Origin of the sequence: Amycolatopsis rifamycinica, assembly GCF_000695625.1 — a bacterium.
In the GTDB taxonomy this organism is placed as follows: domain Bacteria; phylum Actinomycetota; class Actinomycetes; order Mycobacteriales; family Pseudonocardiaceae; genus Amycolatopsis; species Amycolatopsis rifamycinica.
Map to the genome: position 1 here is coordinate 109,746 of NZ_JMQI01000051.1, position 23,702 is coordinate 133,447.

At 73.4% G+C, this 23,702-nt stretch carries 21 protein-coding genes; 13 read left to right on the top strand and 8 right to left on the bottom strand.

The window, feature by feature from the left end; genetic code table 11:
• The first annotated feature begins 23 nt into the window (after window positions 1-23).
• A complete protein-coding gene (locus DV20_RS24560; RefSeq protein WP_043784149.1) occupies window positions 24-1,226 on the top strand; it encodes a GNAT family N-acetyltransferase in 1,203 nt (400 codons plus the stop codon).
• A 54-nt stretch (window positions 1,227-1,280) separates the two neighbouring features.
• Complete coding sequence (locus DV20_RS24565) at window positions 1,281-2,498, top strand: GNAT family N-acetyltransferase (protein ID WP_043784219.1); 1,218 nt, start codon at window positions 1,281-1,283, stop codon at window positions 2,496-2,498.
• Window positions 2,499-2,550: 52 nt separating this feature from the next.
• On the opposite strand, the gene DV20_RS24570 is transcribed toward DV20_RS24565, so the two are convergent.
• The gene (locus tag DV20_RS24570; protein WP_043784151.1) at window positions 2,551-3,495 is read right to left on the bottom strand and encodes a 5'-3' exonuclease; all 945 of its coding nucleotides are present in this window, start codon (window positions 3,493-3,495) and stop codon (window positions 2,551-2,553) included.
• 613 nt (window positions 3,496-4,108) lie between these two features.
• Here DV20_RS24570 and DV20_RS24575 point away from each other — a divergent pair.
• The 5 genes from DV20_RS24575 (at window position 4,109) to DV20_RS24595 (ending at window position 9,852) form a co-directional block, all read left to right on the top strand.
• Complete coding sequence (locus tag DV20_RS24575) at window positions 4,109-6,646, top strand: glutaminase domain-containing protein (protein ID WP_043784153.1); 2,538 nt, start codon at window positions 4,109-4,111, stop codon at window positions 6,644-6,646.
• A 24-nt stretch (window positions 6,647-6,670) separates the two neighbouring features.
• On the top strand, window positions 6,671-7,819 hold the full coding sequence (locus DV20_RS24580) for a type III PLP-dependent enzyme (protein ID WP_043784155.1): 1,149 nt from the start codon (window positions 6,671-6,673) through the stop codon (window positions 7,817-7,819).
• Window positions 7,812-8,171 (top strand): adenosylmethionine decarboxylase, encoded by a 360-nt coding sequence (speD, locus tag DV20_RS24585; RefSeq protein ID WP_043784156.1) that lies wholly within the window; start codon window positions 7,812-7,814, stop codon window positions 8,169-8,171. Before DV20_RS24580 ends, speD begins: the two co-directional genes overlap by 8 nt.
• Window positions 8,171-9,043, top strand: a complete 873-nt coding sequence (locus DV20_RS24590; RefSeq protein ID WP_043784158.1) for a spermidine synthase — start codon at window positions 8,171-8,173, stop codon at window positions 9,041-9,043. The genes speD and DV20_RS24590 overlap by 1 nt, the downstream gene beginning before the upstream one ends.
• Before the next feature lie 182 nt (window positions 9,044-9,225).
• Entirely contained in the window at window positions 9,226-9,852 is a 627-nt protein-coding gene (locus DV20_RS24595; RefSeq protein ID WP_084093643.1) for a DUF4360 domain-containing protein, read from the top strand.
• A 310-nt stretch (window positions 9,853-10,162) separates the two neighbouring features.
• Here the strand turns inward: DV20_RS24595 and DV20_RS24600 are convergent, their stop codons facing one another.
• Window positions 10,163-10,597: a MarR family winged helix-turn-helix transcriptional regulator gene (locus DV20_RS24600; protein ID WP_051736104.1), complete on the bottom strand. Its 435-nt coding sequence runs from the start codon at window positions 10,595-10,597 to the stop codon at window positions 10,163-10,165.
• A 100-nt stretch (window positions 10,598-10,697) separates the two neighbouring features.
• On the opposite strand from DV20_RS24600, the gene DV20_RS24605 reads away from it, so the two are divergent.
• Window positions 10,698-12,761, top strand: coding sequence for an MMPL family transporter (locus DV20_RS24605; RefSeq protein WP_043784161.1), 2,064 nt, complete (start codon window positions 10,698-10,700; stop codon window positions 12,759-12,761).
• Between the two features lie 10 nt (window positions 12,762-12,771).
• Here the strand turns inward: DV20_RS24605 and DV20_RS24610 are convergent, their stop codons facing one another.
• From DV20_RS24610 to DV20_RS24630, 5 genes are all read right to left on the bottom strand, one after another.
• On the bottom strand, window positions 12,772-13,833 hold the full coding sequence (locus DV20_RS24610) for a cobalamin B12-binding domain-containing protein (RefSeq protein ID WP_043784162.1): 1,062 nt from the start codon (window positions 13,831-13,833) through the stop codon (window positions 12,772-12,774).
• Window positions 13,830-15,458: a PP2C family protein-serine/threonine phosphatase gene (locus DV20_RS24615; protein WP_051736107.1), complete on the bottom strand. Its 1,629-nt coding sequence runs from the start codon at window positions 15,456-15,458 to the stop codon at window positions 13,830-13,832. Before DV20_RS24615 ends, DV20_RS24610 begins: the two co-directional genes overlap by 4 nt.
• The gene (locus DV20_RS46240; RefSeq protein ID WP_043784163.1) at window positions 15,451-15,849 is read right to left on the bottom strand and encodes an ATP-binding protein; all 399 of its coding nucleotides are present in this window, start codon (window positions 15,847-15,849) and stop codon (window positions 15,451-15,453) included. The genes DV20_RS24615 and DV20_RS46240 overlap by 8 nt, the downstream gene beginning before the upstream one ends.
• Window positions 15,850-16,128: 279 nt before the next feature.
• Entirely contained in the window at window positions 16,129-17,295 is a 1,167-nt protein-coding gene (locus DV20_RS24625; protein ID WP_043784165.1) for a VanZ family protein, read from the bottom strand.
• A 75-nt stretch (window positions 17,296-17,370) separates the two neighbouring features.
• A complete protein-coding gene (locus DV20_RS24630; RefSeq protein ID WP_043784166.1) occupies window positions 17,371-17,565 on the bottom strand; it encodes an antitoxin in 195 nt (64 codons plus the stop codon).
• A gap of 361 nt (window positions 17,566-17,926) precedes the next feature.
• Between DV20_RS24630 and DV20_RS24635 the strand changes: the two genes are divergently transcribed.
• From DV20_RS24635 to DV20_RS24655, 5 genes are all read left to right on the top strand, one after another.
• Entirely contained in the window at window positions 17,927-18,322 is a 396-nt protein-coding gene (locus DV20_RS24635; protein WP_043784168.1) for a PPOX class F420-dependent oxidoreductase, read from the top strand.
• A 114-nt stretch (window positions 18,323-18,436) separates the two neighbouring features.
• Window positions 18,437-20,152 (top strand): alkaline phosphatase family protein, encoded by a 1,716-nt coding sequence (locus tag DV20_RS24640; protein WP_043784223.1) that lies wholly within the window; start codon window positions 18,437-18,439, stop codon window positions 20,150-20,152.
• 364 nt (window positions 20,153-20,516) lie between these two features.
• The gene (locus DV20_RS24645) at window positions 20,517-21,641 is read left to right on the top strand and encodes a S1 family peptidase (protein ID WP_043784169.1); all 1,125 of its coding nucleotides are present in this window, start codon (window positions 20,517-20,519) and stop codon (window positions 21,639-21,641) included.
• Between the two features lie 100 nt (window positions 21,642-21,741).
• On the top strand, window positions 21,742-22,287 hold the full coding sequence (locus DV20_RS24650; RefSeq protein WP_043784171.1) for a dihydrofolate reductase family protein: 546 nt from the start codon (window positions 21,742-21,744) through the stop codon (window positions 22,285-22,287).
• Window positions 22,288-22,618: 331 nt separating this feature from the next.
• Complete coding sequence (locus DV20_RS24655; protein ID WP_043784172.1) at window positions 22,619-23,137, top strand: VOC family protein; 519 nt, start codon at window positions 22,619-22,621, stop codon at window positions 23,135-23,137.
• On the opposite strand, the gene DV20_RS24660 is transcribed toward DV20_RS24655, so the two are convergent.
• Window positions 23,134-23,559 (bottom strand): DoxX family protein, encoded by a 426-nt coding sequence (locus tag DV20_RS24660; RefSeq protein WP_043784174.1) that lies wholly within the window; start codon window positions 23,557-23,559, stop codon window positions 23,134-23,136. The two genes, DV20_RS24655 and DV20_RS24660, sit on opposite strands and share 4 nt — an antisense overlap.
• Window positions 23,560-23,702: the final 143 nt, after the last annotated feature.

Here is a 23,702-nt window from a genome sequence, read left to right on the forward strand (position 1 = left end):
GCGTTTCCGGAGATGATCCGGGTATGAGCGACTTCGAGATCCGGACGCTGGACGCCGGGGAGCACCGGGCGGCGAGCAACCTGTTCCGGGAGACTGTGCACTTCCCGCCGTCCGACGACGCCGAATGGGTGTACGCGGCGCGGTACTACCAGCCCGGTGGCGCGCTCGGGGCGTTCGATCCGGAGCTCATCGGGACCGCGCGGTCCTTCGACGCGGAGCTGACGGTGCCCGGGGGGACGCGGCTGCCGATGGTGGGTGTCACCTCCGTGGGGGTGCGTCCCGATCGCACGCGCCGCGGGGTGCTGCGGGCGCTGATGACGACGCAGCTGGAAGACTTCGCCGCGCGCGGGGTGGTCTTCGCGAACCTGCTCGCGTCGGAGGCCGGGATCTACGGCCGGTTCGGCTACGGGCTGGCCACGCGGTCCCGCGGCTACAGCGTCGACCGGCACCGGGCGCGGCTGCGTCCGGACGCGCCGGTGGGCGGGGAGCTGGAGCTGCTGGACCTCGACCGCGCGCTCGAAGTCTGTCCCCGGGTGTACGACGGCCTCGAGCACCGGCCGGGCATGATGACCCGGCCGGAGGTGCTGTGGCGGCTCTACGAGACGCAGCTGCGGCGGCACGCGGCGCCGGTGAAGGCGGTCGTGCACCACGGCACCGGCGGGCCGGACGGGTTCGCGATCTACCACGTCGAGGGACCGATGGCGCACCCGTGGACGAAGACCGCCGAGGTGGCGGACCTGTTCGCCGGTTCCGCCACGGCGTTCGCGGGGCTGTGGCGGTTCCTGCTCGGGCTCGACCTGGTGGACCGGGTCGTCGCCGAGTCGCGGCCGCTCGACGAACCGGTCGAGCTGCTGCTGGCCGACCACCGGTCCGGGAACGTCGACCGGATCGAGGACGAGCACTGGATCCGGCTCGTCGACGTCCCCACCGCGTTGGGCGGCCGGGCGTACGGCCACGCCGAGCCGGTGGTCGTCGAGGTGACCGATCCGCTGCTGCCGGCCAACAGCGGCAGCTACCTCGTCACGCCGAACGGCGCCGCGCGCACGGACCGGCCGGCCGGGCTCCGCATGGACGTCACCACCCTGGCCATGGCGTACCTCGGCACCTGGCGGCCTTCGGCGCTGGCGGCGGCGGGCCGGATCGAGGTGCGGGACCCGGCCGCTCCGGCGGCCGCGGACGTGCTGTTCGGCACCCGGACGGCGGCCTGGAGCGGTAGCCACTTCTGAGCGGGGCGGAAAACCGGGTGCCGGGCACGGATGTCGCCCGGCAAGATCGGGAGGATGACCGCCTTCGACGTCCGCCCGATCACCGAAGAAGAGCGGCGCAGCACGTTCGACCTGCTGCGCCGCGCGTTGCACGTCCGGCCCGTCACCGACGACGTCTGGGCCCGGATCCGGGAGTCCTGGCCCGCCGCGCACAAGTTCGGTGCGTTCGAGGGCGGGAGCCCGATCGGGATCGTCAGCTCCTACGACACCGAGATCGCCGTCCCCGGCGGGCGGATCCTGCCGGTGGCCGCGGTGGAGGGCGTTGGCGTCCGCGCCGACCGGACCCGCCGCGGCGCGCTCAGCGCGATGATGGCCGCGCAGCTGGCGGACTTCGCCGCGCGGGGGTTACCGCTGGCCGTCCTGCACGCCAGCGAACCCACCATCTACGGGCGGTTCGGCTACGGCTCGGCCGCGCTCGGCAAGACGGTGCGGGTGGAGCGGCCGGCGGCCCGGTTGCACGAGCGCGTGGCGGCCGGTGGCGACGTCCGGCTGCTCACGCCCGAAGAAGCGGTGAAGGAGATTCCCGGGCTGTACCGGCGGATCGGGCTGCACCGGCCGGGCATGATCGGGCGTCCGGCGCAGTGGTGGCCGATCTCGCACGACCAGCAGGCGGGCCCGGACGGTGGCCACCTCGTCGCCGTCCACAGTGGACCGGACGGTGACGACGGTTTCGTCGTGTACGCGACGATCAGCCGCCGGTCCTTCGAAGCACCCGACCGCGGTGCCGCGCTGGACGTCCACGACCTGCACGCCGCCGGGCCGGAGGCGCGGGCCGCGCTCTGGCGGTACCTGCTGTCGGTGGACCTGGTCTCGGAGGTGCGGGCCCGCCACCGCCCGGTCGACGAGCCGCTCGCCCTGATGCTGACCGACCACCGGCACGCGGCGACCGTCGCCGTCGAGGACGACCTGTGGCTGCGTCCGGTCGACGTCGAGGCCGCGCTCGCCGGCCGCACCTACGGCACGGCGGGCCCGGTGGTGCTGGCGGTGACCGACCGGCAGCTGCCGGCCAACACCGGGCACTACGAGGCCGGCCCGGACGGCGCCCGGCGCACCGGCGCCGCCGCGGACCTGGCCCTCGACGTCGACACCCTCGGCATGCTGTACCTCGGGCAGTGGAGCGCGACCACGCTGGCGGAGGCGGGCCGCGTCGAGGTCCGCGACGAGGCGGCGCTCGCGCGGGCCGACGAGCTGTTCACCACGACGGCCGCGCCGTGGTGCGGCACGCATTTCTGAGGTCCGCGGGTCGTCGGCGGCCGCCCGCCATACGCCCCAAGGCGGCTCCGGGTCAGGCGCCGGGCAGGGCCTTCAGCAGGCGTTCGATGGGCTGGCCGAGGTTCCAGCGCTCGGTCAGCTCGGCGACCCGTTCGGGGTCGGCGGGCGTCGCGGGCACGGTGTCGGCGCGGGACTGCTCCACCGGCGCGTCGACCGCCACCCGGACCACGGTCGGGGCGACGGCGAGGTAGTCCGCGGCCTCCTTCAGCCGCAGCCGGGTCTTGAGCGGGACCGCGGAGTCCCCGGCGTCGGCGGCGGCCACCAGCGCTTCGAGCGACCCGAACTGCGTGATCAGCTTGGCGGCGGTCTTTTCGCCGATGCCGGCCACGCCGGGCAGGCCGTCGGACGGGTCGCCGCGCAGGGCGGCCATGTCCGCGTAGGCCGGTCCGGCGATCTCGCGGGGCAGGCTGTAGCGCTCGGCGATCTCGGCGGGTCCGAGGACCTCGGCCTTGGCCCAGCCCTTGCCGACGTAGATCACCGACGCGGGCGAGGGGTCCGTGCGCACCAGCTGGAAGAGGTCCCGGTCGCCGGTGATGACCTCGACGGGATCAGTCTTTTCCCGGGTGGCGAGGGCGCCGATGACGTCGTCGGCCTCGTAGCCGTCGGCTTCGGCGGTGGCGAACCCGAACGCTTCGAGCAGGTCGAGGATGATCGGGACCTGCGGGGTGAGCGTGTCGGGGACTTCTTCGACGTCCGGGCCGGTGCTGGTTTCCTCGGCCACCCGGTGCGCCTTGTAGCTGGGCAGCAGGTCGGTGCGGAACTTCGGCCGCCAGTCGGCGTCCAGGCAGCAGACGAGCCGCGCGGGCCGCCGGTCGGTGAGGATCCGCGCGATCGTGTCGGCGAACCCGCGCACGGCGTTGACCTGCGTCCCGTCCGCGGCGCGCAGCGAGTCGGGCAGGGCGAAGAAGGAGCGGAAGTACAGGCTCGCGGAGTCGAGCAGGGCAAGGGATCCGGTCACCCGCACAGCCTCCCACGACCGCGGCCCGCGGGAGGGCCAAGCCACGCGACTCGGCACGGGAGGAGGTGAGGAAGTCGCGGCCGCGGGGGTGCAGAGGGAGGGGTGGCCCCGACTGCTCGATGCCCGCCGCGCAGGGCCAGCCGCGCCTACCCGGCCACGACGCCCACCCGCCCGCATGGTGCCCGCCGCGGCGGGCCGGTCACGCCTGCCGGGAGTCGCGCCGGTCGGCTGAGGTGGCGTCGCTCGACGGCCTTGCTCGCTGCTCCGGGAACCCGCCGGCGGCCGTGGCGGGGCGGTTGAGGTGGCGTCGCTCGACGGCCTTGCTCGCTGCTCCGGGGACCCGCCGGCGGCCGTGGCGGGGCGGTTGAGGTGGCGTCGCTCGACCGCCTTGCTCCCTTCCCGGAAACCCGCCGCACCGCGCCGGTCGGTCCGGCCTCCCCGCGAGCCGCCCGTAAGCCCCTTCACCCCGTTTCCACCCCAAATCCCGCCCGGACCTGCGGCCCCACTGGTCCGCACCCCACCCGGACCCCGACCTTCGGCGGATTTACAACGTTGTACCAACGATGTAAAAGTATTTCCCGCCCGGCTCGTACGCCGTTGGAAGGGGCCACCGATGTCCTCCCCAGAACGAGAACGCGATCACCTCACCCGCCGCGATCTGCTTCGGCTGGCCGGGGGGACCGCGGCCGCCGTCGCCGCTGCTCTCTGGCTGCCCGGCGTGGCCGCCGCCGGGACGTTCAGCCCGATCCGGCCGCCCGCCACTCCGCTGATCGTCCGCTCGCCCTACCTCTCCGCCTGGCAGCCCGCCGACAACCTCGCCGGTACCTGGTCGAGCTTCTGGACCGGCCACACCACCGCGCTGTGCGGGCTCGCCCGCATCGACGGGGTCGCCTACCTCTTCGCCGGCGCGCCCGGCAGCCCGGCCACCACCCCGATGACCCAGGTGAGCCTGCAGGTCACCGGCACGCGCTCGATCTACGTCCTCACCGCCGGCGGCGTGAACCTCACCGTCACGTTCTTCTCGCCGGTCGACCCGGCCAACCTGCAGCGCCAGTGCGTTCCGTTCGGGTACGTCACGTTCCAGGCCGCCAGCGCCGATGGCCGGGCCCACGTCGTCGACCTGCACTTCGACACCTCCGCCGAGTGGGTGCACGGCAACACCGCCACCCCCGTCACCTGGCAGCAGCAGCAAGCCGGCGGCTACACGCTGCTCAGCTGCACCCCGGCGACGCCCGCTGTGCTGCAGGAATCCGGCGACCAGGCCGGCTGGGGCTCGCTCGTCCTGGCCGCGCCGGCCGCCGGCGTCACCTGGCAGATCGGGCAGGACACCGTCGTGCGCGGTGCCTCGGCCGCCCAGGGGGTCCTCAACAACACCAGCGACACCGCCCAGCCGCGCGCGATCAGCGACCGCTGGCCGGTGCTGGCCTTCAACAAGAACCTCGGCACGATCCCCGCCGGCGGCACCTCGGCCCCCTTCACCGTCGCGATCGGGCACGTCCGGACCCCCGCGGTCCGCTACCTCGGCGCCGAACTCCGTCCCTGGTGGACGCACTACTGGGGCAGCTGGCAGGACATGGCGGTGTGGTTCGCGAACGACTACGCCGCCGCGCTGTCCGCAGCCACCGGGATCGACCAGCGGCTGCACGACGACGCCGTCGCCGCGGCCGGTGGGGGCAGCACCGGCGAGCACTACGCCGGGATCTGCGCGCTCGCCCTGCGCCAGGCCTTCGGCGGCACCGAGCTGGTCGACCGGGGCGGCGCGCCCTGGGCGTTCCTCAAGGAGATCTCCTCCAACGGCAACATGTCCACAGTGGACGTCACGTATCCGGCGTTCCCGGCCTACCTCCACCTCTCGCCCGCCTACCTGCGCCTGCTGCTGGAACCGCTGCTCGACTACGCCGAGCGCGGCGGCTGGCCGATGCCGTTCGCCGAGCACGACCTCGGCACCCACTACCCGGACGCGACCGGGCACAACGACGGCAACGAGGAGAGCATGCCGGTCGAGGAGTCGGCCAACATGCTGATCATGGCCGCCGCGCTGGTGCAGCGGCTGCCCTCGGCCGACGCCGCCGCGTTCGCGAACACCCACTACCGGATCCTGCGGCAGTGGGCGGAGTACCTGATCGCGAACACCCTCGACCCCGGCTTCCAGAACCAGACCGACGACTTCACCGGGTTCATCGCCCACAGCGCGAACCTCGCCCTCAAGGGCATCATCGGCGTCGGCGCGATGGGGATCATCGCCGCCGCGAACGGCAACGCCGCCGACGTCCAGCGCTACCGCTCGACGTCCCGCGGCTACGTCAGCCAGTGGGTGACGCTCGCCGAGGACGGTCAGCACCTGCGGCTCGCCTACGACCAGCCCGGCACCTGGAGCCTGAAGTACAACGGCTTCGCCGACCGCGTGCTCGGCCTCGACCTGGTCCCGCTCGGCGTCGCGGCGCAGGAGGCCGCCTGGTACCAGGCCCGCGCGAGCGCCCACGGGGTCCTGCTCGACCCGCGCAACAACTACACGAAGGCCGACTGGGAGCTGTGGACCGCGGCGTGGCTCGCCGACCAGCCGGGCATCCGCACCACCCTCGTCGAGGGCGTCTACAGCTTCGCGAACACGACACCGCAGCGCGTGCCGTTCAGCGACTGGTACGTCGTCGCCGACGCCACCCAGCGCGGCTTCCAGGCCCGCCCGGTCGCCGGCGGCTACCTGGCGCTGCTGACCCGCCCGGCCGCGTCGACGACCGTGTGGCGGAAGCTGCAGAACCAGCGTTCGGGCAAGGTACTGGCCGTCTCGGAGATGTCGCTGGCCGACACCGCCGAGGTGACGCAGTGGTCGGACAACGGCACCGCCGACCACCTCTGGGCCGTCGTGGACAACGGCGACGGCACCGTCCGGATCGTCAACCGCAACAGCGGCAAGGTCCTCGCCGTGCACGACCAGAGCCTCGACAACGGCGCCCACGTCCAGCAGTACCGCGACAACGGCACGCCCGACCACAACTGGCGGATCGTCGACGCCGGCGGCGGCTGGTCGAAGCTGGTCAACGTCCGCAGCGGCAAGGTGCTGGCGGTCGACCAGCAGTCCACGGCGGACGGTGCCCAGGTGACCCAGTGGGACGACAACGGCACACCGGACCACCTGTGGCGGTTCGTCTGACCCCGGTTTGCGACACTGGCGCCCGTGTGCGCCGACTACACCCGGATCCGCCGCTTCCTCGCCGAGCGTGACCCGCCGACGCCGTGCCTGGTCGTCGACACCGACGTGGTCGCGGCGCGGGCGCGGGAGTTCCGCGCGGCGTTCCCCGGGGCGCTGATCCGGTACGCGGTCAAGGCCAACCCGGCGCCACCGGTGCTCGACGCGCTGGTGGCGGCCGGGGCCGGCTTCGACGTCGCCGGGCCGGCCGAGCTCGAGCTGTGCCTCGGCCGCGGCGCCCGCCCCGCGGACATCGCCTACGGCAACCCGATCAAGAAACCACGGGACATCGCCTTCGCGTTCGGCCGCGGGGTCCGGGAGTTCACGTCGGACGCGCCCGCCGACGTCGACCACCTGGGCCGGTACGCGCCGGGCTCGGCGGTGTCGATCCGCGTCGTGCTCGACGCGCCGGATTCCGCGACGCCGTTCGGCCGGAAGTTCGGCTGCGCGCCGGCCGAAGCCCTCGACCTGGTGCTGCGGGCGGCCGCGCGGGGGCTGCGGCCCGGCATCGCCTTCCACGTCGGGTCGCAGCAGCCGGACGTCACCGCCTGGGAGATCGGCATCGCCACGGCGGCGAAGCTGTTCGCCGACGCCGCGGCGCACGGCGTCACGATGACGCGACTCAACCTCGGTGGCGGCTTCGCGACCGCCCACCGCACTCCCGTCCCGTCGCTGGCCGCCTACGCGGCGACCGTCGAGGCGGCCCTCGGCACGTCGTTCCCGGCCGGGCGGCCGGAGCTGCTGCTCGAGCCCGGCCGGGTGCTCGTCGCGGACGCCGGCCTGCTGCGGACCGAGGTCGTGCTGGTCGCGCACCGGGACGAGCGGCGCTGGGTGTACCTCGACATCGGCCGCTACAACGGGCTGGCCGAAGCCGAGAACGAAGCCATCGCCTACCGGTTCGAGCCGGTGGGGGCCCACGACGGCCCGGACGGCCCGGTGGTGCTCGCCGGGCCCACCTGCGACGGCGACGACGTCCTCTACCAGCGGACGCCGTACCGGCTGCCCCAGTCCCTGCGCGGCGGCGACCGGCTCGACCTGCCGGGCACCGGGGCCTACACCGCCAGCTACGCGTCCGTGGGGTTCAACGGGATCGAGCCGCTGCGCACGTACTGCCTCGGGAGGTGGGGAGATGCCTGACGTCGGCCGGTTCACCGGGCGGCACGTGCTCGCCGAGCTGCACGGCGTCGATCCGGACCTGCTCGACGACCCGGCGCGCCTCGGGCAGCTGCTGCGGGCCGCGGTGACGGAGGCGGGCGCGACGGTCCTCGACGTCGTGGCGCAGCGGTTCGCGCCGCAGGGCGCCACGGTGATCGCGCTGCTCGCCGAGTCGCACGCGTCCGTCCACACCTACCCGGAGCACGGGTCGCTCTTCGCCGACGTGTTCACCTGCGGGGAACGCGCCGATCCCGAGCACGCCCTGCGGCTGCTGGCCGCTTCGCTGCACGCCGCTTCGGTCCACCTGTCGGTCCTGCACCGGGGAGAACGCTGATGCCCCTGATCCACGAACCGGTCGGCGACGGCCTCACCCGCGTCTGGGAGGTGGGCGACGTGCGGTTCCACGAGCGCACGCCGTACCAGGAGGTGCTGATCGGGACCACCGCGCAGGGGGTCTCGCTGTTCTGCGACGGCGAACGCCAGAGCACCGAAGCCAGCCAGCTGGTGTACCACGAAGCGCTGATGGTGCCCGCGCTCCTGCTCGCCGAGCGGGTGCGGCGGGTGCTCGTCGTCGGGTCGAGCGAAGGGGTCGCGAGCGAGCTGGCGGTCGCGGCCGGCGCCGCGCACGTCGATCACGTCGACATCGACGAGCGGGCCGTGCGCGCCTGCGCCGAGCACCTGCCCTACGGCTACACCCCCGCGGAGCTGGCGCGGGCCGAGCGCGGGGACGGCCCGGTCCGGGTGTCCTACGTGGACGGCTGGGTCTTCCTGAACGCGGCCGAACGGCGGGGGGAGACCTACGACGTGGTCGTGATCGACCTGCCGGACGAGACCACCGATCCGGCCGCGCAGCACAATCGCTTGTACGGCACGGACTTCCTCGCGCGCTGCGCGCGCCTGCTGGCGCCGGGCGGGGTGGTGACCTGTCAGGCCGGCTGCCCGACGCTGTGGCGCAACGAAACGCTGCGCGCGTCCTGGCGGCGGTTCCGCGAGGTGTTCGGCTCGGTGCTGTACTTCGGCTCGGACGAGCACGAGTGGGCGTTCCTGTCCGGGCGCGCGGACGCGGTCGGGGACCCGGGCGCGCTGGTGGCGCGGCGGTTCGCGGAGCGGGGGAGCGGGGCGGCGACGCTGGACGCCGAAGCGCTGCTCGGCGGCTGCACCCCGCCGTACTCCCTCCGCCGCGCTGGTCTGGACCAACAATGTTGACCTTCGATTCTCCGAATATCGAGCCCCGGGAAAGATGAATGAGCGGGAAATGGATTTCCCGTGCGCCGTGCAGTCGTGTTACTCCGTTCAGTGGCCGTCGAAAAGGTTGCGATCGCGCTACGATCCTCTCCGCGCGCGATCATCATCACCACCAGGCACCGTGGCCCATTTGGAGGAGCGTCATGCTCGGTATGTCGGTCGTAGGCGCAATGATTCTGTCCACCCTCGCCGCTCCCGTCGATTCTCCGGTGTCGTCGGCTCCGGACGAACAGATCACGCTCGACATCAAAACGATCAACGGTTCCGGCTGCCCGGCGGGCACGGCCACCGCGTCGGCCGACGTCGCGTCCGACAACACCTCGTTCACGGTGCACTACTCGAACTTTACCGCGAAGGCCGGCGGGGGCGTGTCCGCGCTCGAAGCCCGGAAGAACTGCCAGATCAACGTCCTCGTCCACGTGCCGCAAGGGTTCACGTACGCGATCGCCAAGGCGGAGTACCGCGGCTTCGCGCACATCGAGAGCGGGGCGAGCGCGCTGGAGCAGGCCAACTACTACTTCACCGGGACGGCGCCGACCGCCCGGGTGCGGCACACGTTCCCCGGCCCGTTCCACGGCGTGTGGCGGGCCGTCGACGCCACTGACGTGGCCGAGCTGGTGTTCGCGCCGTGCGGGGAGAGCCGCAACCTGAACATCAATGCGGAACTGCGGGCCGACGCCGGTTCCTCGGCGGGCCCGAGTTTCATCGAAATGGATTCCGAGCACGCGAGCGTGGACACGATTTACCACTTCGCGTGGAAGACCTGCTGAATTACGGCGGTCATTGTCGCGGCCCCCGCTCACCGGAACCCCCGGCCGGTGAGCGGGTTTGCCGTACCCGCCGGATCGGGAATTCCCGTTGAACGCGGTTCACGTCACGCCGGTTCCGCGAAGCGCGCCCGCGTGTCACGACCCCGCTTGTCGCGACACCGTGTCAGCTCCGGATCGGGCTGCGTTCGGTTTCGGGCGCCAGGCGGCACCGTCGCTCGAACCGCTCCATCAGGACGGTAGCGATCAGGACAGCCACTGGGGTGCTCACCGCGATCCACATGTAAGAAAAGCTACCCAGTCCGGCGCGCTCTCAATCGCTCGCGGACAGCCGGGTGATCAGGGCCAGCAGGCCGGCGCGGAAGGCGTCGTCGTCGCCCAGCCCGCCGAGCAGCGCGGGTTCGGCGCGCACGGCCTGCTCGTGCACCGCCCGGCCGCGCTCGGTCAGCCGCGTCAGCTGGCGGCGGCCGTCGGCGGGGTCCGCGGCGCGGGCGACGAACCCGGCCCTGGCCAGGCGGTCGAGCGTGCGGCTCATCGTCTGGTCGGTCACCTGGCAGCGCTGGGCCAGCGTCCGCTGGGGCAGCGGCCCGTCGCGCAGGGTGTGCAGGGCGATCAGGCCCGCGTGGGTGAGGCCCATGCCGTCGAGCACGGCCACCCAGCGTTGTTCCACCAGCCGTGCGGCCACGGCCAGCAGCCGGCCGGTCGGCCACGTGCTCAGGTCGGCTTCGGGCGTTGTGCTCACCGTCACTGTGCTCGCTATCACTCGGGGGTCGTCGGGGTTCGTCGTGCGGAATGTTCAGCTTGCTGAACAATTGGGCGTGTTCCCGCTCGAAAGGACCTTAGCGACCATGAACGACCACCCGCGCCGCCTCCGCTGGCTGATCCCGGCCCTCCTGGTGATCGCCTGGCTCGGGCTGGGCGGGTTCGGCGGGCCGTTCGCCGGGAAGCTGAGCGAGGTCGCGAAGAACGACAACGCCGCCTTCCTGCCGCGCTCGGCCGAAGCCACCGAGGTCGCCGACGAGCAGAAGGCCTTCAGCCCGCGCCAGGTGCTGCCCGCGACCGTCGTCGCCGAGCGCACGGGCGGCCTGACCGGCGAAGACCGGCGGTTCCTCGAAGCCAAGGCGCGGGAACTGGGCAGCGTGCCCGGGGTGGCCGGCCCGCTCGGCACACCGGAGCGGGCCCCGCGCGACGACCAGGCCGCGCAGTTCGCCGTGCCGATCGTCGCCGAGGGCAACCCCGCCGAAGTCGTCGAGGAGGTCCGGGCCCGTCTCGACGGCGCCCCGGCCGGGCTCACCGTGCTCGTCACCGGCCCGGCCGGGCAGATCGCCGACCTGGTCCAGGCGTTCGGCGGCATCGACGGCATCCTGCTGCTCGTCGCCGGCGGCGTCGTCGCGCTGATCCTCGTCGTGGTCTACCGCAGCCCGCTGCTGCCGTTCCTGGTGCTGCTGTCGGCGGTCTTCGCGCTCGGGCTCGCCAGCCTCGTCGTCTACCTGCTGGCGAAACACGACGTCCTCGCGCTCAACGGCCAGAGCCAGGGCATCCTGTCCATCCTGGTCTTCGGCGCGGCCACCGACTACGCGTTGCTGCTGGTCGCGCGGTTCCGCGAGCAGCTGCGCGACACGCCGAGCCGGTTCGACGCCATCAGGCTCGCCTGGCGCGCGACGCTCGAGCCGATCGGGGCTTCGGCGGGCACGGTCGTGCTCGGGGTGCTGTGCCTGCTGTTCAGCGACCTCAACTCGAACAAGGGCCTGGGCCCGGTCGCGGCCATCGGCATCGGCGCCGCGCTGCTGGCGGCCACCACGTTCCTGCCGGCCGCGCTGGCGTTGTGCGGGCGCGGCGCGTTCTGGCCGTTCAAGCCGGCGCTGGGCTCGCCGCACCCGGAGACGTCGGGGATCTGGGGCCGGGTGTCCCGCCTGGTCGGCCGCCGCCCGCGCACGGTCTGGGTGGTGACGGCGCTGGTGCTCGGGATCGGCGTCGCGTTCGTGCCGCAGCTGAAGGCGTCCGGGACCGCGCAGTCGGACGTGTTCCTGACCGAGGTCGAATCCGGGCGGGGGCAGGAGATCCTCGGCAGGCACTTCCCGGGCGGCTCGGGCGCCCCGGCGATCACGATCGCCGACGCCGGCGCGCTGCCCGCGGTCCTGCGGGCGTCCACAATAGACGGAGTGGCGCAGTCGTTCCCGGTGCCGGGCCCCGACGGCCGCCCGAAGGTGGTCGGCGGCCGCGTGCAGATCCTGTCGGTGCTGACGGACCCGGCGGACTCGGAAGCCGCGGTGGCGACGGTCGGCCGCCTGCGCGACGCGGTCCACGCGGTCCCCGGGGCGAACGCCGAGGTGGGCGGCCCCACGGCGATCCAGCTGGACACGCAGCAGACGTCGAAGAGCGACCGGGCGCTGATCATCCCCATCGTGTTGCTGGTGATCTTCCTGGTGCTCGCGTTGCTTCTGCGGTCGTTGCTGGCCCCCCTGTTGCTGATCGCCACGGTGGTGCTGTCCTTCGCGGTCACGATGGGCGTGTCGGCGCTGGTGTTCAACCACGTCCTCGGCTTCCCGGGCGCGGATCCGGTGGTGCCCCTGTTCGGGTTCGTCTTCCTGGTGGCGCTGGGGATCGACTACAACATCTTCTTGATGACCCGGGTCCGCGAGGAGGCGTTGACCCGGGGAACGCGCGAAGGAACGCTGCGGGGACTGTCGCTGACGGGCGGCGTGATCACCTCGGCCGGGGTGGTCCTGGCGGCGACCTTCTCGGCGCTGGCGGTGATACCGATCCTGTTCCTGGCCCAGATCGCGTTCATCGTCGCGTTCGGGGTGCTCCTGGACACGCTGCTGGTGCGGTCGTTGCTGGTCCCGGCGCTGACCGTCGACGTCGGGCGGCGGATCTGGTGGCCGTCGAAGCTGGCGCGCCAGGACGCGTAGCGAGCTTCGGTCAGGCCGGCCGGGCCGAGCCGGTGGCCAGCTCCGCGCGGGCGGTGCGGAGCAGGCCGGTGGCCCGCGGGAAGTCCCGCAGTTCCGCCTCGAGCAGCTCGAGCGCGGGCACCAGCGCCGTCGCTGGGACGCCGCGCGCGGTCAGGATCCCCGCGGTCCAGCTCAGGAAATCGGTGAACAGGGTGGCGTCGTCGACGTAGAGCGCGGTCGCCAGGAACTCGACGATGTGGGCGAGGTCCTCGGCCGTGTACTGGCGCTGCTGCTCGGTGTAGGCCCGCATGGCCGGGATCCGCTCTGCCAGGCCGGCCAGCACCGTCTTCACGAGCCGGCCCGAGCTGCGCGTGACCAGGGTGTACTCCTGGTCGGCCAGGTGCGGCAGGGCGTCTTGCGGCTGCTGGGCGGCGTGCGGCCGGGGGAGCGGGTCGGCCAGCCGGTCGGCGGCCGCGCGGGCGTCCGGGGCCCACGCTTCGGCACCCAGCAGCCGCGCGTACCGGCCGTCGGGCCCGAAGGCGGCTCCGCCCGCGATGACCGGGGTCGCCGCCGCCTGGCACGCCGTGATCGTCGCGTGCGCCGCCGGCAGGCGGGTCGCGAGCGAGCCGGACAGCGCCACCGCGTCGGGGCCGGTCCGGTGCAGGTGGGTCACCAGGTGCGGGGCCGGCACCTGCGCGCCGAGGTAGTCGACGGCGAACCCGCGCAGCCGCAGCACTTCGGCCAGCAGCCGGGCCGGCATCGCGTGCCACTCCCCGTCGACGCAGGCGACGGTGATCCGGCCGAGGTGCGGTTCCGGCCGCTCCAGCAGGTGGCCGAAGCCGGCGATGACGCGGTCGTTGATCGCGGTCGCCGCGTGCTCCTGGGCGACGGTGAGGCGGTTCGCCGCCCACTCGCGGCCCACCCGCCGCTGCACCGCGGCGATCACGTCGAGCAGCACGCTCTCCGGGTCGATCCCCTCCCCGAGGGCCCGGACCACGAGGTCGGCCGCCGCGTACTCGTCGCCGGCCGTGACGGCTTTCCAGAGCCGTTCGGCGTGCTCGGCCACCGCGGTGCCCCGGGCGGCGGTGCTCATGCGGTGTACCGCCCGCGCCCGTGGCCGCCGACCGCGGCCAGGTGGTGCCCGCGCGGCGCGGTGATCGCCAGCACGGCCATGTCGTCGTGGGTGCCACGCCCGATCCACTGCGAAGCCAGCATCTGCACGCGCTCGACGACGGCGTCGGCCGGCATGTTCGCGCACTCGGCCAACGCCTGCTGGAGCCGCTCTTCCCCGAACATCGCGTCCCGGAGCGGGCCGCCCCTCGCCTCGACGATCCCGTCGGTGTAGAGCAGGCAGGTCTCGCCGGGGTGCAGCGTGACCTCCGCGCTGCGCGACTCGATCTCGGGCAGCACACCGATCAGGCTGCCCCGGCTGTCGGCCTCCTCGACCCGGCCGTCGGCCCGCACGATCAGCGGCGGCGGGTGCCCCGCGCAGGTCAGGCGCAACCGGACGGTGGCCCCCTCGCGCCGCGCGGAGGCCAGCACGAGGGTGACGTACCGGGCGTCGGCGTTGCCGCCGAGCGTGCGGTTGAGCAGCTCGAGGAGCCGGTGGTGGTCGGCGGCCACCGGCAGCAGCGCCCGCAGCGTGGTGCGGATCTTGCCGGTGAGCACGGCCGCGTCGAGGCCCTTGCCGCAGACGTCGCCGAGCACGGCCAGTGCCTCGTCGCGCTCGCCGGTGACCGCGGGGTGGACGTCGTAGAAGTCGCCGCCGATCCGTTCGCCGTCGCGGGCCGGGCGGTAGCGGCCGGCGAACTCGACCCCGCCGAGCTGTTCGAGGGGTGGCGGGAGCAGTTCGCGCATGAGCGTGTCGGTGATCGACGCCTGCAGCGCGAACACCCGCGCCGCCGACATGGCCGCGCCCGCCCGCGCCGCGAACAGCCCGGCGAACAGCTCTTCTTGGCCGGTGAAGGAGGCCCGGTCGCCGCGGCGCAGCAGGACCAGGGCACCGGCGGGGACGCCGTGGCCGGGCAGTGGCGTCACGACGATGGAGCCGACCGGGCCGAAGCCGGCCGGCAGCACCCAAGGCGGCGCCGCGTCGGGGGCGATCCAGCGCGACGGCACCGGCGGGAAGCCCTGCAGCGCTTCGCCGAGCCCGGGCAGTTCGTCCGGGTCGGCGGCCAGCTGGGCGCGGGACGGCTCGCCGCCGCGCACGCAGGAGACGGCCGGGAAGCTCGTGCCCGTGGCCGGGGCCACCACGAGCGCGGCGTCGGCGAGGTGCTGCGCGGCGAGCCGGGCGGCGACCTCCATGCAGAGGTCCAGGTTGAGCGAGCCCAGCAGCGCCGCGGAAGCGTCGCTGAGGAACGTCGTCCGCTCCCGTTCGCGCGCCAGCGCTTCGCGGGCCGAGCGGGCGTCGGTTTCGTCGACGAGCCACCAGGTGACCGCCTCGCCGTGCGGGACCGGGTGCGCGGCGAAGGCGCGCTCGCCGGCCTCGCCGCGGACGACCTCGGCCGGCTCGCCGTCGTGGGCGGCGGCCAGCCAGGCCGCGACCGCGCCGGCGGCCGGGCGGCCGGCCTCGGCGGCGGGGAACAGCAGGTGGGCGGCGTCGTTGAGCGCGCGGACGACCCCGGACCGGTCGATGACCACGGCGGGCACCGGCGCGGCGGCCCAGCCCCCGGTGCCGTCGAGCGCGACGGCGGGCGCGGCGGGCGCCGGATCAGCCACGGGCACCGGCCGGATCCGGGTCGGTGACCAGCTCGGCCCACAGGGTCTTGCCGCTGGGGCGGCGCAGCTGGCCCCAGGCCGCCGCGCAGCGTTCCACCAGCAGGAGCCCGCGCCCGCCCTGGTCGGAGGGCGCGCGGCGGCGAGCGGGCTCGCCCCCGGCGTCGTCGACCTCGATCCGCAGCTTGGCGGCACCGGGCAGCAGGCGGACGTGGTAGGGCGCGCGGCCGTGGCGCAGCGCGTTCGACGTCAGCTCGTCCACCACCGTGATCGCCGTGCCGACGAAGGCCGCCGGGAAGCCGCACAGAACCGTCCGGACCCAGTGGCGGACCCGCGCCAGTTCGGAGAGCTCCGGGGAGATGCCGAGTTCGTGCCGGACAGATCGGAGTTTCACGTCCGCCTCCTTCGCCGTGCCGGCCTCCGCGGAGAGGCCCTCCCCTTGTTCATGCCCGGAACCGGGCTCGCCGACACGGGGATCCGGGGACGTCACGCCGCACCCCGGGAAATTCCGGCCGCATCGGCCGGCAGGCTCCCACCGGCGAACCGCTGCCGGGGCCGCGCTGAGTCGGGGGTCATCGGAGCTCCAGGAAGGGGACGGGCGGACACAGGCTGGCGGCTCAACCCGTTCCGCACGCAATCTACCAGCGCCGCCGACCCCGGGCAGCGTGGTGCCTCACTGTCCTTTGAGGACTTTCTCCGGCGGTGCGGGCACCGGCACCGGTTCCGCGGCCGCCGCCGGCACGACGGCGACGTTGACGGTGCGGGTCAGCCGCTCGTAGGGCGCCCGGTGCTCGTTGTCGAGCAGCACCGCCAGCGGCGTCCAGACGCCCACGACGAACACCGACGCGGCCAGCGCGACCGGCAGGAGCAGCTGCTCCGGGTGGCCGGCCAGGTCCCAGCGGTCCAGGTCCAGCAGCAGCCAGGTCAGCCACAACGGCGAAAGCAGGACGCCGTTGCGGACCAGCAGCGCGACCGGTCCGGCCCGCCGCCCGCCGCGGCGGGCCACCCGCAGCAGCATCGCCCGCTTGCCGGGCGTCGACCCGGTCACCGCGGGCAGCACCACGAACCACACCAGGGCGAGGATGACGACCGGGGTGTCGCGGTGGCGCAGGTCCTCGCCGAACAGGGTCAGCAGGCCGAAGAGGAACCCGAGCAGCGCGGCGAACCCGAGCAGGTCGGTGGCCAGTGCGAACAGCCGCCGGGTGAAGGTGACCTTGGCGGCGTAGCGGCGCCGGTCGTGCTCGGGTTCCGGCGAGGGGAGCAGCCGCCCGAGCGGGCCGGCCAGCAGCCAGCCCGCGACCACGCCCGCGGTGTTGAGCAGCAGGTCGTCGACGCTGAACAGCCGGTACGGGCACGGGTAGACGAACCAGAGGCCGGTCAGCTGCGTCAGCTCGAAGAACAGCGACACGCCGAAGCCGATCAGCGTGGCGGGGAGCAGCCGCATCCGGCGGGCGTACCGGACGTAGAAGCCCAGCGGGGCCAGCATCACGACGTTGAGCGCGGTGGTCCAGACCGCCGGGTTGTGCAGCAGCGCACCGGGGCTCCAGTGGCCGCGGGCCCGCTGCGAAACCACTTCGACGAAGTAGAACGGCCGTAGCTGCGGCGAGCTCGCGTAGGTGTGGCCCGTGCAGTAGCCGGGGTCGGCGGGCAGCGGCAGGACCGTCTGCATCGCGATCGCCAGCAGGTAGAACAGGAACGCGTAGAAGACGAACGTCGGCCAGCCGCCGGCCCGCCCGCGGCGGCGGTAGCTGACGAAGGCGGCCGGCAGCATCACGGCCAGCGCGACGAAGGGGAACAGGAGCAGGGCGGTCCGGACGGGGACGAGGTAGGTGGCGACCACGGAGCCGGTGATACCCAGCCGCGGGGGCGGTGAAGCGCGCTTCCCCCGGACGGCTGGGCGATCACCGGCCCGGGCTCACTGCGGGGGCGGCTCCTGCTGCCCGCCGCCCTGCTTGTGCAGGAAGTCCTTCACCTTGTCCGTGCCCTGGTCGATCTTGTCGGAGTGCTGGCCGAAGCGCTGCTTGGCGGCCTCGGCGGCCTTGTCGACACCCTGGTCGGCTTGGTCCGGGTGCTTGCCGAGTGCTTCCTTCGCCTTGTCGAACAGGTTCATCGTGGGCCTCCGTTCGGAGTGGGTCTTCGGGCTTTCCGAGCAGAACACCGGCGGCGCGGGCTCGCAACGCTCGTTCCCCTGTCTCGGGGTTTTCGGGTGTTTCCGCGGGTGAACGGGGGTGCGCGGGGGTTTGGGCCGGCCGCGCGCGGGTACCGGCGATTCCTTTTCGGGGTACGGCCGGTCGGTACGGCCATGAGCACTGTTCCCGGAAAAACCGGGTGGTCGCCGTGGCCGCTCGAGGCGCTCGGCGCCGAGGTCCTCGGCGAGCCCGCGCGTTTCGACGACGTCTCCCTGCCCTCCTTCTGCGGCCTCGACCTCCCGCAGGCCACGGAGCCGGCCGCGCACTCGAAAGGAACCCCCGATGACCCTGTCCCTGACCGAATCCGCCCGCGAGATCCTCGACGGCCCGCACACGGCCGTGCTCGCCACCGCGAACGCCGACGGCCGCCCGCAGTCGTCGGTCATCTTCGTCAAACGCGACGGCGACAGCGTCGTGTTCAGCACCGTCGAGGGCAGGCTGAAGACCCGCAACATGCGGCGCGACCCGCGCGTCAGCCTGCTGGTGTCGAGCGATCCCGGCCGGTACGTCGAAATCCGGGGGCGCGTCGAGATCACGCCGGACCCGGAAAAGGTGCTGCTGCACGAAATGTACGCGCGGTACATGGGCGGGGCGACGCCGCCGCCGGAACCGGAGGCCGAGCGGCTGATCGTCCGGATCGTCCCGGAAAAGGAGTACCGCCGGCCCCCGGCAGCGTGAGGAACGCGGCGGCGCGTGAACCACGCGCCGCCGTGGCCCGTATACCCGGTGACGACCGCCGCCCGGCCGCACGGGACGGCGGTCACCCCCGTGCACCACGACGTGAGGCTCGCCATGGTCGGAAACATCGGTCTGCCGCTGGGGCGGCGCGTCCGCCGCCCCACCCCGGTCCCGGGGGCGGCCCTGCCCGACTTCGGGCTGCCCCGGCCCGGACGGCGGCGTCACGTCGTCGCGAGCCGGGTCCTCACCGGGCTGGCCGCGCTGCTCGTGCTGTTCGGGCTCCTCGCCCCGGACGACCTCAGCTCGTTCTCCGCCGCGGCGCTCGTGCGCGTGCCGGTCGAGGGGCTCGTCATCGCGGCGGTCCTGCTGGTCCTGCCGCCGCGGGCGCGCCGCGTCGCCGCCGTGGCCGCCGGGCTGGGGCTCGGGCTGCTCACCCTGCTGAAGGCCCTGGACACCGGCTTCTACGCGACGCTGGAGAAGCCGTTCGACCCGATCTACGACTGGAGCTTCTTCGGCGCCGGCGTCGAGTTCCTGGCCGGGCAGGTCGGGGAGGCGGCCACGGTCGCCGCACTGGTCGGCGCCGGGCTGCTCGCCGTCGCCGTCGTGGTGCTCATGGTCCTGGCGATGCTGCGGCTGAGCCGCGTCGCCGCCGGACGGCGGACCGGCGCGACGCGCGTCGTGGCCGTGCTCGCCGTGGTCTGGATCGTGGCCTCGGTGTTCGGCGTCGAGATCGCGCCCGGGCAGCCGGTCGCCGCGCAGAGCGCCGCCGCGCTGGCCTACGGCGACCTGCGCCAGGTGGGCGCCGACCTGCGGGACCAGCGGCCGTTCGGGGAGGTGGCCGCCGCCGACGCGTTCCGGGCCACCCCGGGCGCGCAGCTGCTGAACGGGCTGCGCGGCAAGAACGTCGTGCTGACCTTCGTCGAGAGCTACGGGCGGATCGCGCTCGACGACCCGGCCATCGCCCCGAAGGTCGGCGCGACGCTCGACGCGGGTACGGCCGAGCTGCGCGCGGCGGGCATCGGCGCGAAGAGCGCGTTCCTGTCCTCCTCGACGTTCGGCGGCGGCAGCTGGCTGGCGCACTCGACCGTGCAGTCGGGGATGTGGATCGACAACCAGCAGCGGTACAACGACCTGCTGGGCAGCGACCGGCTGACCCTCGGCGGGGCGTTCCAGCGGGCCGGCTGGCGGACGGTGTGGGACGTGCCCGCGCACACCAAGGACTGGCCGGAGGGGCAGAAGTTCTACCACCCGGACGCCTACTACGACGCCCGCTCCATCGGTTACCACGGGCCGGGGTTCGCCTACGCCACCATGCCCGACCAGTTCTCGCTTTCGATGCTGCAGCGCAAGGAACTCGCGACGGCGTCCCCGCAGCGGCCGGTGATGGCCGAGGTCGACCTCGTCTCCAGCCACGCGCCGTGGTCACCGCGGCCCTGGCTGGTCGGCTGGGACCAGGTCGGTGACGGCTCGGTCTTCGCCCCGCAGCCCGCGGCGGGCGAAGCACCGGAGTCGGTCTGGAAGGACCCGGCCAAGATCCGCGACGCCTACCGCGACGCGACCGACTACTCGCTGCAGACCGTGATTTCGTTCGCCAAGAACTACGGCGGCGACGACCTGGTGCTGGTGTTCCTCGGTGATCACCAGCCGCCGGTGGTCACCCCGCAGGGCGCGGTCCACGACGTGCCGATCACGATCGTGGCCAAGGACCCGAAGGTCCTCGACCGGATCGCCGGCTGGGGCTGGCAGGACGGCCTGCACCCGGCTGCCGGGGCGCCGGTCTGGAAGATGGACTCCTTCCGCGACCGCTTCCTCACCGCCTTCGCCCGCTGATCGTCCTGAGGGCGTCTTCGTCGCTGCTTTCCGCACTCGCGCACTGCTCCACGGCCCGGACGACCGGGCACGTCCGGTGCCCGGCAGACTCCCGTTCGGGGTCGCCGCCCGCGCCACCGTGTTCTACTGGTTCAGACCAACGCCGCGATGACGGGGTGACACGGCGCGGGCGGCCCGGCCGGGCGGTCCGCGCTTCAGTCGTGCGCCCGAATACCATTGCCTATCAACAGGATCCGGCCATCCATAATGGACTGACGTACGAGAGTTCCGGACAGAATACCGGACAAATCTGGACCCGGTGCGGGCCCGGCCCGCACACTCTGCGGACGGTGTGTTTCTTTCCCCCGGCCTTGGAGGAGTTCCCATGCGTCGAAGAATCGCCCTGGCTCTCGGCGGCATCGCCGCCGTCCTCACCACGTCGCTGGCCGCCCCCACCCCCGCGGTCGCCCAGGCCTCGCCCGGGCTGATCGCCGCCATGCAGCGGGATCTCGGGCTCACCGCCGCCCAGGCGTCCGCCCGGCTCACGCAGGAAATGACCGCCGCCCGGGTGCTGCCCGGCGCGCAGCGGGCCGCCGGCGCCGCGTTCGGCGGCGCCTGGTTCGACCCGGCGCGGGGCAAGCTGGTGGTGGGCGTGACCGACCCGGGCGCGGCCGCCGCCGTCCGGCAGGCCGGCGCCGAACCCGTCGCGGCCCGGACCAGCGCCGCGAAACTCGACGCCGCCAAGGCCGCGATCGACGCGTCGGCCAAGGCAGACCCCGCCCCGGCCGCCGTCACCGGCTGGCGTGCCGACCCGCGGGCCGGCAGCGTCGTGGTCACCGTCCGGCCGGGCGCGCGCGGGGCGGACATCGACGCCTTCCTTGCCCGGGCGGCCAAGGCCGGCCCCGTCACGGTGGCGACCGCGCCGGCCGCCGAGCCCTTCGCCGCCGGCACCGTCGGCGGCGACCCGTACTACATCAACGGCAACACCCGCTGCTCGATCGGCTTCTCCGTGCAGGGCGGGTTCGTCAGCGCCGGGCACTGCGGCGGCACGGGCAGCTCGGTCGTCGGCTGGGACGGCTCGTGGATGGGCACCTTCGCCGGTTCTTCCTTCCCCGGCAACGACTATTCGTTCATCCGCATCGGCGGCGGCTGGTGGACCGCGCCGGTCGTGCTCGGCTGGGGCACGGTGAGCGACGCGCTCGTGCGCGGGTCGTGGGTCGCGCCGGTCGGCACGTCGGTGTGCCGCTCGGGCTCGACCACGCACTGGCACTGCGGCACGGTGCTCGGCCAGAACGAGACCGTCAACTACGCCCAGGGCGCGGTCTACCAGATGACCCGCACCAACGTCTGCGCCGAGCCCGGCGACTCCGGTGGCTCGTTCATCACCGGTGACCAGGCCCAGGGCGTCACCTCCGGCGGCTGGGGCAACTGCGGTTCCGGCGGCGAGACGTGGTTCCAGCCGGTGAACGAGATCCTGCAGACCTACGGCCTGTCCCTCGTGACGGCGTAGCGATTCCTCCGGCGGCGGCCGATGAATCCGGCGGCCGCCGCCGGTAGGTACCGGTGAGGCCGCGCCACCGGGGTGCGGTGACCAGGAACCGGGAGCGAGCATGAGCGTGATCGTCGTCGAGTTCACCACCCTGGACGGCGTCGTGGAGGATCCGGACGGCTCCGCCGGCACGGCCGCCGGCGGCTGGGCGTTCCGGCACGGGCCGGAGGCGGTGGCGGGGGACAAGTTCCGGCTCGGACCGCTGCTCGACACCGGGGTCCTGCTGCTCGGCCGGACCACGTGGGAACTGTTCGCGAAGCTCTGGCCGGGGCGTTCGGGCGAGTTCCCCGACCGGCTCAACGCGGCGGCGAAGCTGGTCGCGTCACGGACCTTGCACGACGTCTCCGCGTGGCGGAACTCGGTGTTGCTGCGGGGGGATCTCATCGGCGCTGTCGAGCGCGAAGAGCGGGACGTCGTGGTCATCGGCTCGATCGGCATCGCGCGGACGCTCGCCCGGCACGACCTGGTCGACGAGTACCGCCTGCTCGTGTTCCCCAGTGTGGTGGGCGCGGGCAGACGGCTCTTCGACGGCGCGGCCGCCGACCTGCGGCTCGTGTCCAGCACGCAGGCCGGCGCGGCGGTGCTGAGCACCTACCGGACGCGTTAGGCCCGCGGCTCGCGAGCCGGCCGCCGATCGGCCGAGGGGTGCGGTGGTGCCCCGGGACTTGGCTTCGGGGAAAGGTCGGATCCGGGGGCACCACCGCCCGCGGGACAGCTGACACGGTGTCCTGCGGTGGACTCACCCTACGAACCGGGGTGGTCCCTGACCAGGGCCTCGATCCGGTGTCGAAGGTTTGTCGCCCGGTCGGTCGGCGGGCGTACCGAGAGTAGTTTCCGGCGAGCGGTTCCTCCGGGCTCGGGACCCCTTGACCCACCCGGAGCGCGCGCCTACCCTCAAGTTGAAACTTCAACCGAATTACGCGCAGCACGGAGCCCCGATGTCGATCTTCCGCCTGAACCACGCCGTGCTGTACGTGCGGAACCTGGCCGAAAGCGTGGCGTTCTACCGGGACGTGCTCGGCTTCGGGTACATCGACGGCGGGGACGCGCACCGGGGCGCGGCGTTCCTGCGGGCCCCCGGCTCGGCCAACGACCACGACCTCGGCCTCTTCGAGATCGGCGCGGACGCCGCGGAGTCGGGCGCCGGGCGGACCTCGGTCGGGCTCTACCACCTCGCCTGGGAGGTCGACACCCTCGGCGACCTCGAGCGGCTCGCCACCCGGCTCACCGAAGCGGGCGCGCTGGTCGGCTCGTCCGACCACGGAACCACGAAGTCGTTGTACGCCAAGGATCCCAACGGGCTGGAGTTCGAGGTCGTCTGGATCATCCCCGGCGATCTGCTGACCGGCGAAGACCGCGCGAAGGCCGCGTCGACCGGACCCCTCGACCTCGCGGCGGAGCTGGCGAAGTACGGTCCCGACGCGCGCAGCGGCGTCGGGATCTCGCGCTCCGTCTAGACCGTGGCGCCCTCGCGTGCCGGCTCGGAGGACCGCTGCCGGACCGAGAGGTTGCCCAGCGCGAAGCGGCCCGGGCCGACGAACGCGATGAGGAGCAGCGACCAGCAGAACAGGGCGGACAGTTCGCCGCCGTTCTGGATCGGGAACAGGCCGGTCGGCAGGTGGACGACGAAGTAGGCGTAGGCCATCGAGCCGGATCCGAGCACGGCCGCGACCCGGCTGCCGAGGCCGACGCAGACGAGCACCCCGCACACGAGCTGGATCACCGCGGCCCACCAGCCGGGCCAGGCCCCGACGGCGGTGGTGGACTTCGCGCCGAACAGGCCGAAGAGCGTCTTGAGGCCGTGGCAGGCGAAGAGGAAGCCGATGACGATGCGGTAGAGCCCGAGGACGTGTTCGCGGGCCGGGTCCAGGCGGTGCATGGTGCCTCCGGTGAGCGGGGAGAGGGCAGCAGTGAACCGGCCGGTGTGCGGCCGGCCGCGTGCGAATTCCGGTCACCCAGATATACCGGTCGTGGACAGTTGCCACAAGTGCCAAATGTCGTGTAAACGGGTTTCGAATACCG

Coding starts and splice junctions, on each gene's coding strand:
- DV20_RS24560 (WP_043784149.1), top strand. CDS start 24: ATGAGCGACTTCGAGATCCGGACGCTGGACGCCGGGGAGCACCGGGCG.
- DV20_RS24565 (WP_043784219.1), top strand. CDS start 1,281: ATGACCGCCTTCGACGTCCGCCCGATCACCGAAGAAGAGCGGCGCAGC.
- DV20_RS24575 (WP_043784153.1), top strand. CDS start 4,109: ATGTCCTCCCCAGAACGAGAACGCGATCACCTCACCCGCCGCGATCTG.
- speD (WP_043784156.1), top strand. CDS start 7,812: ATGCCTGACGTCGGCCGGTTCACCGGGCGGCACGTGCTCGCCGAGCTG.
- DV20_RS24590 (WP_043784158.1), top strand. CDS start 8,171: ATGCCCCTGATCCACGAACCGGTCGGCGACGGCCTCACCCGCGTCTGG.
- DV20_RS24595 (WP_084093643.1), top strand. CDS start 9,226: ATGCTCGGTATGTCGGTCGTAGGCGCAATGATTCTGTCCACCCTCGCC.
- DV20_RS24605 (WP_043784161.1), top strand. CDS start 10,698: ATGAACGACCACCCGCGCCGCCTCCGCTGGCTGATCCCGGCCCTCCTG.
- DV20_RS24610 (WP_043784162.1), bottom strand. CDS start 13,833: ATGAGCACCGCCGCCCGGGGCACCGCGGTGGCCGAGCACGCCGAACGG.
- DV20_RS24630 (WP_043784166.1), bottom strand. CDS start 17,565: ATGAACCTGTTCGACAAGGCGAAGGAAGCACTCGGCAAGCACCCGGAC.
- DV20_RS24635 (WP_043784168.1), top strand. CDS start 17,927: ATGACCCTGTCCCTGACCGAATCCGCCCGCGAGATCCTCGACGGCCCG.
- DV20_RS24640 (WP_043784223.1), top strand. CDS start 18,437: ATGGTCGGAAACATCGGTCTGCCGCTGGGGCGGCGCGTCCGCCGCCCC.
- DV20_RS24645 (WP_043784169.1), top strand. CDS start 20,517: ATGCGTCGAAGAATCGCCCTGGCTCTCGGCGGCATCGCCGCCGTCCTC.
- DV20_RS24650 (WP_043784171.1), top strand. CDS start 21,742: ATGAGCGTGATCGTCGTCGAGTTCACCACCCTGGACGGCGTCGTGGAG.
- DV20_RS24655 (WP_043784172.1), top strand. CDS start 22,619: ATGTCGATCTTCCGCCTGAACCACGCCGTGCTGTACGTGCGGAACCTG.
- DV20_RS24660 (WP_043784174.1), bottom strand. CDS start 23,559: ATGCACCGCCTGGACCCGGCCCGCGAACACGTCCTCGGGCTCTACCGC.